The organism is Enterovibrio paralichthyis (assembly GCF_019209835.1).
Classification (GTDB): Bacteria; Pseudomonadota; Gammaproteobacteria; order Enterobacterales; family Vibrionaceae; genus Enterovibrio; species Enterovibrio paralichthyis.
In genome coordinates this window covers 82,184-97,022 of sequence record NZ_JAHUTS010000017.1, presented here as the reverse complement: position 1 = coordinate 97,022, position 14,839 = coordinate 82,184, and the positions used below count along the sequence as shown (strand labels likewise).

The following is a 14,839-nucleotide window of genomic DNA, read 5'->3' as shown; positions in this document are numbered from 1 at the left end:
CGCGAGGGTAAGGGCTGTGGTCAATTGCAAAATAAAAGGCTCTAAGTATGGGGACTTAGAGCCTTTATAAGCCATCTGTTGGATCGTTCAACCGATCATTTATCTCTTAACTGATCGGCATTAGCCTGTTGGCCCTTTTTTGTATCAAGCAATCTGCAAATACTTGTGGGTCTGGATGGAGAGACGCCAGTTGCGGGCAATGCAGGTTTCAATGCAAAGCGCGGTTGCACGTGGCTTTTGGCTGATTGGCTGCAGCGCGACCTCTTTACCTGAAAGGTCGATGTCACTCAGCAGTTCGTCCAGCTTTTCAATATCCGTTTCTGTACCGACAGGGTGCTTAATTTCATTCGCTCGCTCAAGCGCTGCTTTCAGCACTGGCAACTTTCCGCGCATGTTGATTTTCGGGGAAACCGTCACCCAGGTTGAAGGCGTTGCCTGAACCTCGTAAGTGCCGCTGGTTTCAATTTGGCAGCGATAGCCCAACGCTTCAAGCTGTTGTGTCAGTGGCATTAAATCGTACATGCAAGGTTCACCGCCGGTGATCACGATGTGTTTCGCGCTGTAGCTCGCAGTCACGTGCTCAATCAGCGCCTCTACCGATACCGCTGACCACAGTGGGCTATCACCGCTTTTGGCAATCACAGTGCCGAAATCGCGTTCATCTGTTGGCAGCGTATCCCACGTTTGTCGGGTATCGCACCAAGGGCAGCCCACAGGACATCCCTGCAGGCGAATAAAAACAGAAGGGACGCCAGTAAATGTGCCTTCACCCTGAATGGTTTCAAATATCTCGTTGACCTTGTACATACCGTCATACGTATCGCGATTTAACAGGAGGGCGATTATGTCAGGTTCACCTTGCTCTGTCTTGCCTACTCAACAATGGAAATATCAACTGGAATAAGCCAAAGGCATAACTCTTTGATTTTACGTGCGCAGTGCAATCTTTCGACCGTTTATCCAATTTGCCCGTGATGCGTATCACGACATTGTCCCATGAGACTTCACAATTACTTCGAGAAGTAAAAAAATTCATTGTTAGTGAATTTTACAGGGAGCATGGGATGATCCTCGCCCAGCCAGGACACATAGATCACATCAAGCGTAACAACGCTGGCGCAGTATATAAGTTGATCGATCAGCTAGGGCCAATCTCCCGAATTGAACTCTCAAAACGCAGTCAGCTTGCCCCCGCCAGTATTACGAAAATCACCCGTGAGCTGATTGACGCGCACTTGGTAAAGGAGACCGAGTACGGTGAACCGGCCAGTCGTGGACGTCCTGCTATTGGGTTGGTTTTAAACAATGAAGGCTGGCAGTTTCTTTCCCTTCGAATTGGCAGGGGTTACCTGACGCTCGCACTTCATGAATTGGGTGGCGATATTCTGGTGGAAGAGCGTCATGATATCGCGGTACGTGAACAGGAACCTTTACTGGAACTTGTTCTGCAACACATCGACCTTTTCTTTTCCAATCACGCAAAAATCGTTGACCGTGTGACGTCTATTGCCGTGTCGCTTCCTGGGCTGGTGAACAGCGCGCAGGGCATTGTTATCCAAATGCCGCATTACAACGTCCAGAATATGCCGCTTGGCGCCGTGATCCACCGCTCTACCGGTTTACCGGTTTTCGTCGGCAACGACACCCGCGCCTGGGCGTTGGCTGAAAAGCTGTTTGGTAACGCGCGCGATGTTGAAAACTCGGTACTGATTTCCATTCATCACGGTGTGGGTGCCGGCATTATGCTGGATGGCAAAGTGCTGGAAGGGCAGGTGGGTAATATTGGCGAGCTTGGCCATATCCAGATCAAACCGTTTGGTAAGCGCTGCTATTGTGGCAACAGTGGTTGTCTGGAAACTGTCGCTAGTCTGCAGGCGGTGTTGGATGATGCAAGAACATTGCTGGAGCAGGGGCATGACAGTGTTCTGCAGGATAAAGCCCTGACCATTGATACCCTGTGTGAAGCGGCGGTGAATGGTGACGGCGTGGCGGTGAAGGTGATCACTGAACTTGGTCACAATCTCGGTCAGGCCATTGCGATTGTGGTGAACCTGTTCAATCCGCAACGTATCCTGATCGGCGGTGAATTCAATCAGGCGAAATCTGTGTTGTATCCAGCGATTCTTGCCTGTATCCAGAACCAGACCCTGCCGCATTACTTCGAGAACCTGGTGCTGGAAGAAAGTTATTTCTACACCCAGGCGACCATGCCGGGCGCAGCTTTGGTAAAACGCGCCATGTATGACGGCTACCTTCTGATGAAAGTGCTGGAAGGTTAACGCTTATCTGGTTTGTCGCACTCAAGCAAGCAGCAGAAAAAAGAACAAAGGCGCCCGAAAGCGCCTTTTTTACGTCTTTTATTTTGCGTTGTTACGCAAACGGATACCAAATTGCGGTATCAACATTGCGCTTGTACAGCGCCAGAATCACGACCACGGCAATGACTGCCAGCGCCAGCCAGTCTTTGCTGTTCAATGGGCGGTAGTTGTACCAGGTGCGTGCTTTGTTGCGGCCGAAACCTCGTAGGGTCATGGCGTTGGCAATTTCATCTGCGCGGTCAAGGCTTGAGAAAATCAGAGGGATCAGGATTTTCGCGACGCCTTTGAAGCGTGTCATCAGTGGTGCATTTTTCGAAAAGTCCACACCACGAGCTTGCTGTGCATGCATGATATTCACGAAATCGTTTTTCACATCAGGCAGATAGCGCAAGGTCAGGCTCACGGCATAAGCAATTTTGTATGGCACACCGATGCGGTTAAGGCTGGATGCAAACTCAGTCGGGTGCGTGGTAAACACGAACACCAGTGCAATCGGGAACATACTGAAGTACTTCAGGGTTACCGTGACCAGGTAAAACAGGGTTTCCTGTGTCAGGGTATAGTTACCCGGTAACGTCAACAGGTCATTGCGGGTGCCAATCCAGTCAACGCCTTGTTGTGGCGCGACCAAAAACATAAACACCGCATTCATGCCCAGCACGCTCAGGGTACCGATCAGTAGCGGTTTATAAACCTGAAATGCCACGCCTGTCATTCTCAGCAGCGCCAATCCCAGTAAGATCATGGCAACGATAATGCGCAGATCAAACGTTGTCAGCACCACAGTTATCCAAGCCATGAACAGCGCGAACTTCGTGATGCCGTTCAGCGCATGAAGCGGTGATTTCGTATCAATGTAGTTGATGCCGAATTTCATCTTAGAAGCGTTCATTTCGCGTGGCTCTCTGTCTCGATAAACTGTTGCATAAATCCGTTGATGTCGCTGATGCCAGCGCGAACTGCCAACTCATAAAGGCTGGTGGTCGCAAGGTTGGCGGCATCTAACAAAGCTGGCTGGCTGAATACTTCAGTCATTGGCGCGTCGGCGATCAGCTTGCTGTCAGCAATCACGATGGAGCGGGTGGTGTTTTCCAGAACCAAATGCAAATCGTGGGAAATAATAATCACCGTCACGCCGCGCTCTTTGTTCAGGCGCTTAATGAACGACAACATGGCGCTGTAGTTACGGTAATCCTGGCCGGCCGTCGGTTCATCCAGGATCAGCAACTCCGGCTCCATCACCAGAATCGAGGCAATGGTAACGCGCTTTTTCTGGCCGTAGCTCAGCGCATCAATCGGCCAGTGGCGGTATTTACTCAGGCCACAGAATTCCAGCACTTCGAGCACGCGCTGTTCAATTTCAGCATCGCTCAGGCCCAGGTTTTTCAGGCCAAAGGCCACTTCATCCATGATCATATGGTGTGAAATCATATGATTCGGGTTCTGCATGACTACGCCGACTTTCTTGCTGCGCTCGAAGATAGACTGCTCGTTGAAGTCCTGGCCATTGAAATAGATGGCACCGGCATCCGGCGCAACCACACCCATGATGAGTTTGGTAATGGTTGATTTGCCCGAACCGTTCTTGCCGAGAATGGATACCATCTCACCGCGGTTAACGCTGAACGTCACATCTTCCAGGGCATTCTTTTCGCCATCATAGGAGTAGGTGAGGCCGCGTATTTCAAGCAGCGTTTTTGGTTCTTCCTGCGCCGCTTCAGTTGTCTGATTGCCTGCCCATTGCTGCAGTTGGGGCGCAAAAGCCTCGACTGGCAAGGAGGACAGGTAAGCAGGGTTGTCTGCTTCTGTCAGTTCGCAACCTGCATGTTTGAGCGCTGAAAAGTAAAGTGGCTGACGGATGCCATGCTTTTCCAGAAGACCTGACATCAGCAATGCATTTGGCGTGGTATCTGCGACAATCTCGCCGCTATCCATCAGAATCACACGGTCAACGTGCTGAGTCAGCACATCTTCCAGACGGTGCTCGATAATGATGATGGTTTTTCCCGAGTCACGGTGAAGTTCGTCGATAATTTCCATCGTCTTCTTCGCTGTTTTCGGGTCGAGCGCAGCCAGAGGTTCATCGAACAGCAGTACGTCTACGTCATCAACCAATACGCCAGCCAGGGAAACACGTTGCTTTTGTCCGCCGGATAGATCGTGTGGCGCATGGTGAAGCAGGGATTCCAAATCGACCATTTTGGCGGTGGCTTTCACCACTGAATACATTTTTGCGACCGGTACCTGTTGGTTTTCCAGTGCAAAGGCGATGTCTTCACCGACGGTCAGGCCGACAAACTGGCTGTCAGTATCTTGCAGCACGGTACCGACCAACTCGGTGTGAGCAATCAGTTTCAGCGACTGGCTGTCCTTGCCATTTAGCAGCAACTCGCCGGACATCTCCCCTTCAATTGCATGTGGGATAAGGCCATTAATACATTGACCCAGCGTTGATTTTCCGCTGCCGCTTGGGCCGATGATCAGGACTTTTTCGCCTTTAGTGATGCGAAGATTGACGCCTTTAAGCGTTGGATTAACCAAAGCGTCGTAACGGAAACTAAAGTTTTTAAATTCGATGGACATGGAAAAATTAAGCCTCGGTCAGGTTACGGCACTGGCTGTTACGTTTGGCGACAGATTGTAGGATGAAATAGCCTACAACCGTCACCAGCAGCGCGTTACCCGCGGCGATAATACAAAGCTGGATAAAGACTTTCGTGAATGGTTCTGCGTACAACACAGTGTCGAGAAATGCCGAGCAACCGTAACCCACTACATTGCCAAGCAATGCAAGCAGTGAAAACAGGATCACATCAGGCAGGGCGAATTTGCCGTATTTCAGGCGCTTTTTGGTCAGGATAGGGAACAGGCCAATGACAGCACCAACAATGCCCGAGCCTAACACCCAGGTGAGCCACACGCCCCAACCCGCAAACATGTCAGTCACCCAGTGACCGATAAAGCCAACGAAGAATCCCACGCCCGGGCCAAACAGCACGCTGAAAAGCGCAAGGATTGCCATTGCTGGCTTCAGGGTGGTGTTGGCAAAAACAGGAATGCCAAACATAGGCAGGCCGCCGATCCCGTAAAGGGCAGCCCCGATAGCGATAATAACGACTGTTTTCGCTGAGAAATTCATAGGTAACCTTTGGCGCTGGGCAAAATCGAGATGCCCGAAATGCGTTATTTTATTAAGTGGCTCACAAAAATGAGGCGGGATTATATAGGATAACCCTCGGTAAAGGAAAGCTATCTATCTAGACGTCTAAAAGAAAACGTAAACGAGAATAGACAGGTATGGCGTGGCTTGCGCGGTTCAGTGTCGAGAATTGCAGGGAAGTTGAACAGGAAGGGATGACAGAAACGAAAAAAGGCGCCGAAGCGCCTTTTTAGAGGAAGTCAGATTACTTCGCGATTTTTTGCTGCATGGCTTTACGCTCAACCGCTTGGCAAGCCGCAGCGGTAAAGACAACGTCTGTTGAGCTGTTCAGCGCAGTTTCAGCAGAATCCTGAACCACACCAATGATGAAACCAACCGCAACCACCTGCATGGCTACGTCGTTTGGAATACCAAACAGGTTACATGCCAATGGGATCAGCAGCAGAGAGCCACCTGCAACACCCGATGCACCACATGCAGACACAGCGGCAACAATGCTCAGCAGAAGGGCAGTTGCCAGATCAACCTGAATGCCCAGGGTATGAACCGCAGCCAGTGTCAGCACGGTAATAGTGATTGCCGCACCGGCCATGTTGATGGTCGCACCCAGAGGGATAGAAACGGAGTAAGTGTCTTTATCCAGATTCAGCTTGTTACACAGCTGCATGTTCACTGGAATGTTCGCCGCAGAGCTGCGGGTAAAGAAGGCGGTCATGCCACTTTCACGCAGGCACTGGAATACCAGTGGGTATGGATTGGTGCGGGTCTTGACGAACACAATCACTGGGTTCACGACCAGCGCGATGATCACCATGCTGCCCAGAAGCACTGCCAGTAGATGCGCATAACCCATCAGGGCTTCGAAGCCGGTATCTGCGAAAGTTTGTGCAACCAGACCAAAAATACCGATAGGTGCCAGTTTGATGATATTGCGAACAATGAAAGAAACACTTTCTGCTACGTCACCGAACACGGTTTTGGTGGTGTCATTTGCGTGGTGAAGTGCGATACCCAGACCAATTGCCCAAGCCAGAATACCGATAAAGTTTCCGTTCATCAGGGCGTGGATTGGGTTATCAACGATGCTGAACAGCAGCTTCGTCAGTACTTCCAGAATACCTTCAGGTGGCGCAACTGCTGCATCTGTGGTGGTCAGCGTCAAATCTGTTGGGAAAAGGAAACTCATGGTCACGGCTGTCAGGGCAGCGGTGAACGTACCGATAAGGTAAAGGGAGACGATTGGACGCAGGTGTGTATGTTGGCCTTTGCGCTGGTTGGCAATTGAAGCGGCAACCAGAATAAATACCAGAATAGGTGCAACCGCTTTCAATGCGCTGACGAACAGGCTACCCAGAAAACCGACGGATTTAGCGGTTTCAGGTGAAAAGCTGGCGAGAGCGACACCGGCGATAATGCCGATCAAGATCTGGACGACCAGACTTGAGTTTGCCACGCGGGCAAGGGGAGATTGTGTTTGCTTCATATTATTCTCACTTCACTGTGTATTGGGAGCAACTTGGGCTTTGCTGTCCCTTTAACCGACAACGCCTCAAGCACAAGGGCGCTTGAGGTTTCCGGTAAAATGCTGTTAAAGCTTCGTTAGCGAATGGATTAAATCAGCTTGGTGAGTATTCTGTAAAGAGAAAACTGACACAAAATATAACATTTGATCGCATATGCATGATTATGTAGCGGTAGTAAAACGATAACTAATGTAAAGTTTCGTTAAATTTGCTGTTCCATGGTTGTAAATTGCAAAAGAAAAAGGCGCTTTTTTGAGCGCCTTAGATAAATCCTGAATGGTTTGGTTGCTAACTATTGGGCTAGTAAATAACCCGGCCTACCGCGTTCAAAAGCTGGCTGACCCCTTTGGTGAAATGCAGCGGGGCATCGGCAACGGTATAACACAGGCAACCATCATGGGTATGCGGTGTATGATTGGTCGAACCGTCCAGAATGATAAAATCTCCCGGCACGTAGGTGCCTTTTTCATCCTCGAAATGACCACTCAGCAGCAGGGTCAACTCCATTCCTTTGTGGGTATGGCTTGGAACGGTCCCATTCATCCCAATGTGCAACAAGCTAGCGCGAGTGTCGCCTTCGTTCAGGGGAAGCCGTGCACGGCTGATTGAACCGACTGAGCTCCATCCCAGCTGATAATATCTGCGCAAAGCTACGGGCAAAGTGTAGCGTTCACCAGCCACATCGATGTGGGCTTCAGGTGAGGCTGTCATTTTTGTTACTGGCGTGATGTCTCCACGGGTGATCGCTGCCATCATGGTCGCAAATACTGCGCTGTCAGATTCCGACGTTTCTACGTTCAATGTTTCATCAAACGCACTGTCAGACAGTGTAATTTCGTACTGTGCTACTTTTTCAGCGCAGGTATCACACATTTCGCAATGAGCTGCGACTGCAATCGTCATAGAGGCAGGCAATTCACCGCCAGCGTGCGCCAGCAACAATTCATCAGATGGGTGATGCTTAATCATCGTTCACCTCCAGGTGGGAGCGCAGTTTTTGTAACCCTAAACGTAAACGGGATTTTATGGTGCCAAGCGGCACATTTAACTGATCTGCCAATTCCTGATGGGTCAACTGTTTCAAATACACGCCGCGTACTACCTGCTGTTGTAAGTCGGGAAGAAGGTCGATGTAAGACAATAGCTGCTGTTGGATCTGATCCTGGAGCGCTTCATCTTCCTGATCCCCCTCTTCACCTTCGATCAAAGGCCAAATGTCACCGCTCAGGCAATCTTCACGGTTACTTTTCACCTTGCGCAGCATGTCAAAACTGACGTTACGCATGATTGTGAATACCCAGGTGGAAGCAGCGCCTTTAGAACCGTCATATAGATGTGCTTTTCGCCACACCAGTATCATAGTTTCCTGGACCAATTCCATCGCTTGCCCATCTGCCCTTAAGTGACGCATGCCATAGGCGCGCACTTTAGGAGCGAAATAGGTAAAGAGCTGTGAAAACGCATGCTCGTCGCGATCTTCTGCGACGAGATGGAGTAATTCTGCCAACTGTTCAGGTGAGGGTGACAACATAGAGCGCTGACTGCTTCGTCTTAAATTGCTCGAATTATACGTGGTTTCAACCGAATCCATGATAAGAACGTCCCGTTAATGCCATGCAGTTCAAAACGTATTGGTAATGAGATTGGATCACTCTTACGAAGGATTTTCTTCTTTTAAAAGAAGCGTGATGAAACGTTTGGCATCATCGAGGTTGTGTTGAGCGATAAACCATTGCCGTTGGTTATTCGCAAGTGGCAGCACTTCCAGCCATCGTTGACATACCCACAGCATGCTGTCGAAATGGCGGTCATCATTGTACTGCGAAGCGTGTTCAGGGTGAGCCTCAAACAGAGATGCAAGCGCTTCACCGATAAAACCGGGTTCTTCTGGTTCTTCCTGCCAGTTTTCCATGATGTCGATGTCTGCCATCCACAACCCATCATGTTGCTGGAAGGGGGTTGAAATCTTTACCCGGGATGTGCCGCGGATTGTGATGCCAAGCAGTCCATCAGGCAGGGTTTCAAAATCGATGATGTCAACGTGTGTACCATACGGACAAAGTTCATCCCCTTCTTTCATTGCGAGCACAAAACCCTGATTGTTCGCCATCGACTCTTTTACGAGGCGAACATATCTAGGTTCAAAAATTCTGAGTTTGGTGATGCCACCGGGCAGCAGAAACAAGGGCAGCGGAAACAGACCTAATTGCATCGAAACCTCCATAAACGTTCAGATAAATCTACGGAGGCCAGGGATAGGGCGATCACAAAATGCTGTCGAATTTACATCACAGATTTCAATCCAGACTCAATCGCTTCAACAAGTTGCCTTAACTGAGCGGTGGAAATGTCGTAAGGAGGCATTACATAAACCAGCTTGCCAAAAGGGCGGATCCAAACACCACGCTCAACAAAATGGCGCTGTATCTTCTCCACATCAACGGCGGTATGAGTTTCAACAACGCCGATTGCGCCGAGCCAACGCACTGACTTGACACAATCCAGTTGTTTTAGCGGTGGCAGTATTTCAGCAAAGTTAGCTTCGATTGCAGCGACTTTTTCCTGCCAAGGGGTTTGTTGCAGCAAAGACAGGCTGGCGTTTGCTACAGCGCTGGCCAGAGGGTTGCCCATAAACGTTGGGCCATGCATAAAGCAGCCTGCTTCACCGCCACAGACGGTATTGGCGACATGCTCTGTGGTCAAGGTGGCTGCCATCGTCATGTAGCCGCCGGTCAATGCTTTGCCAAGGCAGAGAATATCCGGCGTGATCCCTGCGTGCTCACAGGCAAACAGCTTACCTGTTCGGCCAAAACCGGTGGCTATCTCGTCGCAAATCAGCAATACACCGAATTCATCGCAAAGCTCACGAACCCGCTTCAAAAACGTAGGATGGTAAAGGCGCATGCCACCTGCACCCTGGACAATGGGTTCCAGAATAACCGCAGCAATTTGATCGGCATTGTCAGCCAGTTTGGATGTGAAATCGCTGATGTCCTCTTCTACCCACTCATCGAAAAAACCGCATTCTGGAGAGTCGGCAAAAATATGCTCGGGAAGAAAGCCCTTGTAGAGCTTGTGCATGGAGTTGTCTGGATCCGTTACAGACATCGCCGCAAAGCTGTCACCGTGATAGCCGTGGCGAAGGGTCAGGAACTTGGCGCGGGGCGAGCCGACGGCATGCCAGTATTGAAGTGCCATTTTGAGTGCAACTTCGACGGAGATAGAGCCCGAATCACAGAGGAAAACTTTTTCCAAAGCTTGCGGAGTCATCTCAACCAGCTTCTTGCAAAGCGCGATCGCCGGTTCATGGGTGATCCCCCCAAACATGACATGGGACATCTTGCTGAGTTGATCGGTAACAGCCTGATTCAAAACAGGGTGGTTGTATCCATGAATTGCAGCCCACCAGGATGACATGCCGTCAATCAAAGCCGTTCCGTCTTCAAGGTAAAGGTGAACGCCTTCAGCGTGGGAGACTGGGTAACAAGTCAACGGATGGAGTGTTGACGTGTAGGGATGCCAGATGTGGTCGCGGTCGAATGCTATATCCATGCTTAAGAAATATCCAGATGTAAACCATGTAATTTAATTATCGTTGACATTGTAGGTTGTCGCTCTAGACTGAACAAGTGCAATTTAACGTGAGGTATTACAGGTGGATGTTCGCCATAACTGGACTGTCGAGGAAGTACAGGCCCTTTTTAATAAACCGTTTATGGATTTGTTGTTTGAAGCACAGCAGGTTCATCGCCAGTATCAAGCAGTCAATCATGTGCAGGTCAGCACGCTGCTTTCCATCAAAACCGGCGCTTGCCCAGAGGATTGCAAATATTGCCCCCAGAGTGCGCACTATCGGACAGACGTCGATAAAGAGCGTTTGCTGGAAGTGGAGCGCGTGCTGGATGCGGCGCAGAAAGCAAAAAGCTCTGGCGCGACCCGTTTTTGTATGGGCGCTGCCTGGAAAAACCCGAAAGAGCGCGACATGCCCTATCTGAAAGAGATGATCCAGGGTGTGAAGGGAATGGGACTGGAAACCTGCATGACCCTTGGCATGCTTTCCTCTGCGCAGGCGAATGAACTGGCTGAAGCTGGGTTGGATTACTACAACCACAACCTCGATACCTCCCGTGAACATTACAGCAATATCATCACGACCCGAACCTATCAGGATCGCCTTGATACCCTGTCGCATGTGCGTGAAGCAGGCATGAAAGTCTGTTCCGGCGGCATTATTGGGCTGGGCGAAAGCGCCACTGACCGTGCAGGATTGCTGATGGAACTGGCAAATCTGCCGCATCATCCGGAAAGTGTGCCTATCAATATGTTGGTAAAAGTGAAGGGCACGCCGTTGGAAGATGCAGAAGATGTCGACCCGTTTGATTTTATCCGCATCATTGCCGTTGCCCGGATCATGATGCCGCAATCGGCCGTCCGCTTGTCTGCAGGACGCGAAAACATGAATGAACAGATGCAGGCGCTGTGCTTTATGGCGGGCGCTAACTCCATTTTCTATGGCTGCAAGCTGCTTACTACGCCAAACCCGGATGAAGACAGTGACATGCAACTGTTTAAAAAACTGGGGATCAACCGCGAGCAGGGCGTACAAAAACCCGATGCTATTCAAGAAGAAGCGTTGCTTTCACAGGTCGCTGAGCGTGTCGCCAGCCGTCCGGGTAAAGACGACCTGTTCTATGAAGCGGGCGTGTAGGGAGTTTTAGGCCGTTATGTCCGATCAAAGTCTGCTGCAAAGTCGTATCGAACGCAGGCTCGAGCAAAGACGACAAGACAATCTGGAGCGTTGCGTCCGCCCGCTCCAGCGCAAGACGGGGCACCTGATTGAGTCAGATCGTCGCTTTGTGAATTTTTCCGGTAACGACTACCTGGGTCTGGCAGAAGAACCCAGCCTGATCCAAGCCTGGCAAGACGGGCTTTCCCAGTACGGAGCGGGCAGTACCGCATCTCCACTGGTATGCGGATACAGCAGCGCCCACCAATCTTTGGAATCTGCGCTGTGTGAGTGGCTCGGTTTCGAACGCGCTTTGCTTTTCAACAGTGGATTCTCTGCCAACCAGGCGGTTATTTTCTCCCTGCTGGAGCGGGGAGATACTCTTGTTCAGGACAAACTTAACCATGCTTCCCTTATGGAAGCGGGAATGTTGTCTGATGCCACCATGCGCCGCTTCAGCCATAACGACATGCCGCATCTCAAGGCCACGTTCAATAAATGCAGCGATGGTGCGGTTCTGACGGTGACAGAAGGGGTATTCAGCATGGACGGTGATTTGGCGCCATTGGCCGATGTTGCCACTGTCTGTCAGGAAAACAGCGCATGGTTAATGGTGGATGACGCGCATGGCTGCGGTGTGCTGGGGAGTGAGGGAAGGGGAAGTTGCGACAAGGCAGGGGTTAAGCCGGACATTCTTATTGTTACCTTCGGTAAAGCGTTTGGGATGATGGGGGCTGCGGTGATGTGCAGTGAGTATGTCCATAGCTATTTGACCCAGTTTGCCCGTCATTACGTCTATTCAACCGCAATGCCTCCGGCTCAGGCTCACGCCTTGCTTCACGCAGTGAGCTTGATTCAACTCGATGACTGGCGACGGGAAAAACTGACCCAGCTTTCAGCCATCTTCCATGACATTTTGGCGCCCCATTCTCAAGTCATAACAACGATTACACCCATCAAGCCAGTGGTCCTCGGATCTGTCGAAGATATGCAATTTTCGGCGAATATCCTCAAAGAAAGAGGTTTTTGGGCAGGGGCTATTCGTCCGCCAACCGTGCCGCCAAACAGCGCGCGATTGCGAATTACCCTGTCCGCGTCCCATCAAGAAAGCGAGGTAAAGGCGCTGGCGCTTACCCTCCGCGAGTTGTTAACGGAGGAAGTATGAGTCAGGTAGAGTGTTTGGCACTGGATGCGCCGTCACTAGACGCAGAGAAGCGCGCTATCCGTGATGCCTTCAGCCGTGCTGCGGACAGTTATGACGATTGCGCAGCGTTCCAGCGCCGGGTAGGGGATTACCTGTTATCACTGCAACCGGACTGGCGGGGTAAAACCGTGTTGGATGTGGGATGTGGTACCGGCTATTTCAGTGAAAAACTGAAGCTGGCGGGTGCAAATGTCATCGCGCTCGATTTGTCGGACAAAATGCTGGAAGTTGCAAGGCGTCGCTGTGGCGAATCCCTCAAATACATTGCCGGGGATGCAGAAGCGTTGCCGTTGGCAGATAACAGCGTAGACGTGGTATTCAGCTCGCTGGCATTGCAATGGTGCCGTGACCTTTCAGCGCCGCTTCAAGAACTGAAGCGGGTGACCCGTCCCGGCGGGCGCATTCTGTTTACCACCTTACTGGATGGCTCATTGATCGAGCTGAAAAAAGCATGGCAACAGGTTGATGGGCATGCGCATGTGAATGCATTTTTGTCTTCAAAGCAGGTAAAAATTGCGCTCGCTCAAGCTGGGTGCGGTCGCCACCTCATAGAATGTAAGCCTGTTTTGGAACTTTATCCCTCCGCGTTTGCATTGATGAAAGACCTCAAAGGCATTGGTGCAACTCACTTGTCGGGGGGAAGAAATGCGGGATTGGTAGGTAGGAGAGCCTTCAGACAACTCGAAAACGCCTACGAGGCTTTCAAGTTGGAGAATGGCACCGTACCCGCAACTTATCAGGTTTGCTTTGGAGCGATAGAGAATGAATAAAAGCTATTTCGTCACCGGCACAGATACGGAAGTGGGTAAGACCGTCGCGTCTATGGCGGTGATGCAGGCCGTGTCTAAAGCCGGTTACAGTGTTGCTGGATATAAACCTGTTGCTGCCGGTAGTAAGGAAACTGAACAAGGGCTGATGAACTCGGATGCTATCCGGTTGCGTGAATGTACGACCATTGAGGTCAGCTATGAAGAGGTGAACCCGTGCTTGCTCCAAGCGCCTTGTTCACCCCACATCGCTGCTGGGCTGGAGAATACCGCTGTAAATTTCGGAGTATTGTCCCAAGGGCTAAAAACGCTTCAGTCACGTTCTGAGTTTACGCTGGTGGAAGGTGCCGGTGGTTGGCGGGTACCTGTCAGCTACGATCAAACACTGGCTGACTGGGTAATTGAAGAGAAGTTACCGGTTATTCTGGTAGTGGGTATCAAGTTGGGTTGTCTGAACCATGCTTACCTGACAGCCGAAGCGATTCGTCGTGATGGGCTTGAGATCGCGGGTTGGATAGCAAACCGCATCAATCCGGGTACCGAGCACTATGGTGAAATCGTCAAAACGTTAACCCACCATCTGAATGTGCCCAAGTTGGGCGAAATCCCTTATGTGCCTGCGGTGAAATCCCGTGATTTAAGTGGCTACCTGGATATTTCCCCTTTGGGACTGTAACCCTGAATGTCAGCCATAGAAAAAGCCAGCATTCGATGCTGGCTTTTACGTTAAGAATCTGTAATCGATTACTTGTTGTCTTCTGGCAGGATACCCATCAGAGACTGTTGAACATCAGAAATCTGTTTTAGCTTCTGGTTCTCGTCATCTACAAGTCCCAGTTCTGCGCAGGCTTCATCAAAGCTCATGCCAAGGTGACAACAAAGGATATCGATCGCCATACGATAGTTTTCTTTGTCAGCCATTATTCTCTCTCCTTAGAACCGCGTTCAATGGGAACGCAATCGCGTACTCACTGTACGCCTCCTGATATGACACACTATTCCTGATGTGCGGTAAAAACAACTCGACCAAAGTCTAAATTGCTCACCGTTTATCGTTCTGTTTAAACATAGCACATTCTCTTGAAGGCAAGATTTTGTGTTTCAATTTGCAACACAGACTTGTTTTTCCTTATTTCGACCC

At 50.5% G+C, this 14,839-nt stretch carries 15 protein-coding genes; 5 read left to right on the top strand and 10 right to left on the bottom strand.

The window, feature by feature from the left end; genetic code table 11:
* Positions 1-144: 144 nt before the first annotated feature.
* A complete protein-coding gene (gene queE, locus KU854_RS17850) occupies positions 145-807 on the bottom strand; it encodes a 7-carboxy-7-deazaguanine synthase QueE (protein ID WP_218359769.1) in 663 nt (220 codons plus the stop codon).
* A 257-nt stretch (positions 808-1,064) separates the two neighbouring features.
* On the opposite strand from queE, the gene mlc reads away from it, so the two are divergent.
* Positions 1,065-2,279 carry a sugar metabolism global transcriptional regulator Mlc gene (gene mlc / locus KU854_RS17845; RefSeq protein ID WP_218359768.1) on the top strand — a complete coding sequence of 405 codons (1,215 nt, stop codon included), beginning with the start codon at positions 1,065-1,067 and terminating at the stop codon, positions 2,277-2,279.
* A 91-nt stretch (positions 2,280-2,370) separates the two neighbouring features.
* On the opposite strand, the gene KU854_RS17840 is transcribed toward mlc, so the two are convergent.
* The 8 genes from KU854_RS17840 to bioA form a co-directional block, all read right to left on the bottom strand.
* The gene (locus KU854_RS17840) at positions 2,371-3,210 is read right to left on the bottom strand and encodes an energy-coupling factor transporter transmembrane component T family protein (protein ID WP_218359767.1); all 840 of its coding nucleotides are present in this window, start codon (positions 3,208-3,210) and stop codon (positions 2,371-2,373) included.
* Entirely contained in the window at positions 3,207-4,901 is a 1,695-nt protein-coding gene (locus tag KU854_RS17835) for an ABC transporter ATP-binding protein (RefSeq protein ID WP_218359766.1), read from the bottom strand. Before KU854_RS17835 ends, KU854_RS17840 begins: the two co-directional genes overlap by 4 nt.
* A gap of 7 nt (positions 4,902-4,908) precedes the next feature.
* Positions 4,909-5,457, bottom strand: coding sequence for an ECF-type riboflavin transporter substrate-binding protein (locus tag KU854_RS17830; protein ID WP_054778261.1), 549 nt, complete (start codon positions 5,455-5,457; stop codon positions 4,909-4,911).
* A gap of 265 nt (positions 5,458-5,722) precedes the next feature.
* On the bottom strand, positions 5,723-6,961 hold the full coding sequence (sstT, locus tag KU854_RS17825; RefSeq protein WP_218359765.1) for a serine/threonine transporter SstT: 1,239 nt from the start codon (positions 6,959-6,961) through the stop codon (positions 5,723-5,725).
* Positions 6,962-7,301: 340 nt separating this feature from the next.
* Entirely contained in the window at positions 7,302-7,970 is a 669-nt protein-coding gene (locus tag KU854_RS17820) for a ChrR family anti-sigma-E factor (protein ID WP_218359764.1), read from the bottom strand.
* Positions 7,963-8,592 (bottom strand): sigma-70 family RNA polymerase sigma factor, encoded by a 630-nt coding sequence (locus tag KU854_RS17815; RefSeq protein WP_218359763.1) that lies wholly within the window; start codon positions 8,590-8,592, stop codon positions 7,963-7,965. The genes KU854_RS17820 and KU854_RS17815 overlap by 8 nt, the downstream gene beginning before the upstream one ends.
* Positions 8,593-8,655: 63 nt before the next feature.
* A complete protein-coding gene (locus KU854_RS17810) occupies positions 8,656-9,213 on the bottom strand; it encodes an LON peptidase substrate-binding domain-containing protein (RefSeq protein ID WP_218359762.1) in 558 nt (185 codons plus the stop codon).
* A gap of 71 nt (positions 9,214-9,284) precedes the next feature.
* A complete protein-coding gene (gene bioA / locus KU854_RS17805; RefSeq protein ID WP_218359761.1) occupies positions 9,285-10,553 on the bottom strand; it encodes an adenosylmethionine--8-amino-7-oxononanoate transaminase in 1,269 nt (422 codons plus the stop codon).
* Between the two features lie 103 nt (positions 10,554-10,656).
* Between bioA and bioB the strand changes: the two genes are divergently transcribed.
* The 4 genes from bioB to bioD are packed head-to-tail and all read left to right on the top strand — an operon-like array spanning position 10,657 to position 14,374.
* Complete coding sequence (gene bioB / locus KU854_RS17800) at positions 10,657-11,709, top strand: biotin synthase BioB (protein ID WP_218359760.1); 1,053 nt, start codon at positions 10,657-10,659, stop codon at positions 11,707-11,709.
* Positions 11,710-11,725: 16 nt separating this feature from the next.
* Positions 11,726-12,892 carry an 8-amino-7-oxononanoate synthase gene (gene bioF / locus KU854_RS17795; RefSeq protein WP_218359759.1) on the top strand — a complete coding sequence of 389 codons (1,167 nt, stop codon included), beginning with the start codon at positions 11,726-11,728 and terminating at the stop codon, positions 12,890-12,892.
* Positions 12,889-13,701, top strand: coding sequence for a malonyl-ACP O-methyltransferase BioC (gene bioC / locus KU854_RS17790; RefSeq protein WP_218359758.1), 813 nt, complete (start codon positions 12,889-12,891; stop codon positions 13,699-13,701). Before bioF ends, bioC begins: the two co-directional genes overlap by 4 nt.
* Positions 13,694-14,374 (top strand): dethiobiotin synthase, encoded by a 681-nt coding sequence (bioD, locus tag KU854_RS17785; RefSeq protein ID WP_218359757.1) that lies wholly within the window; start codon positions 13,694-13,696, stop codon positions 14,372-14,374. Before bioC ends, bioD begins: the two co-directional genes overlap by 8 nt.
* A 68-nt stretch (positions 14,375-14,442) precedes the next feature.
* On the opposite strand, the gene KU854_RS17780 is transcribed toward bioD, so the two are convergent.
* Positions 14,443-14,619, bottom strand: coding sequence for a hypothetical protein (locus tag KU854_RS17780; RefSeq protein WP_054778265.1), 177 nt, complete (start codon positions 14,617-14,619; stop codon positions 14,443-14,445).
* Positions 14,620-14,839: the final 220 nt, after the last annotated feature.

Excerpts from the sequence above, each read along its gene's own strand:
- queE (WP_218359769.1), bottom strand. The coding sequence starts at position 807 with ATGTACAAGGTCAACGAGATATTTGAAACCATTCAGGGTGAAGGCACA.
- mlc (WP_218359768.1), top strand. The coding sequence starts at position 1,065 with ATGATCCTCGCCCAGCCAGGACACATAGATCACATCAAGCGTAACAAC.
- KU854_RS17840 (WP_218359767.1), bottom strand. The coding sequence starts at position 3,210 with ATGAACGCTTCTAAGATGAAATTCGGCATCAACTACATTGATACGAAA.
- KU854_RS17835 (WP_218359766.1), bottom strand. The coding sequence starts at position 4,901 with ATGTCCATCGAATTTAAAAACTTTAGTTTCCGTTACGACGCTTTGGTT.
- KU854_RS17830 (WP_054778261.1), bottom strand. The coding sequence starts at position 5,457 with ATGAATTTCTCAGCGAAAACAGTCGTTATTATCGCTATCGGGGCTGCC.
- sstT (WP_218359765.1), bottom strand. The coding sequence starts at position 6,961 with ATGAAGCAAACACAATCTCCCCTTGCCCGCGTGGCAAACTCAAGTCTG.
- KU854_RS17820 (WP_218359764.1), bottom strand. The coding sequence starts at position 7,970 with ATGATTAAGCATCACCCATCTGATGAATTGTTGCTGGCGCACGCTGGC.
- KU854_RS17815 (WP_218359763.1), bottom strand. The coding sequence starts at position 8,592 with ATGGATTCGGTTGAAACCACGTATAATTCGAGCAATTTAAGACGAAGC.
- KU854_RS17810 (WP_218359762.1), bottom strand. The coding sequence starts at position 9,213 with ATGCAATTAGGTCTGTTTCCGCTGCCCTTGTTTCTGCTGCCCGGTGGC.
- bioA (WP_218359761.1), bottom strand. The coding sequence starts at position 10,553 with ATGGATATAGCATTCGACCGCGACCACATCTGGCATCCCTACACGTCA.
- bioF (WP_218359759.1), top strand. The coding sequence starts at position 11,726 with ATGTCCGATCAAAGTCTGCTGCAAAGTCGTATCGAACGCAGGCTCGAG.
- bioC (WP_218359758.1), top strand. The coding sequence starts at position 12,889 with ATGAGTCAGGTAGAGTGTTTGGCACTGGATGCGCCGTCACTAGACGCA.
- bioD (WP_218359757.1), top strand. The coding sequence starts at position 13,694 with ATGAATAAAAGCTATTTCGTCACCGGCACAGATACGGAAGTGGGTAAG.
- KU854_RS17780 (WP_054778265.1), bottom strand. The coding sequence starts at position 14,619 with ATGGCTGACAAAGAAAACTATCGTATGGCGATCGATATCCTTTGTTGT.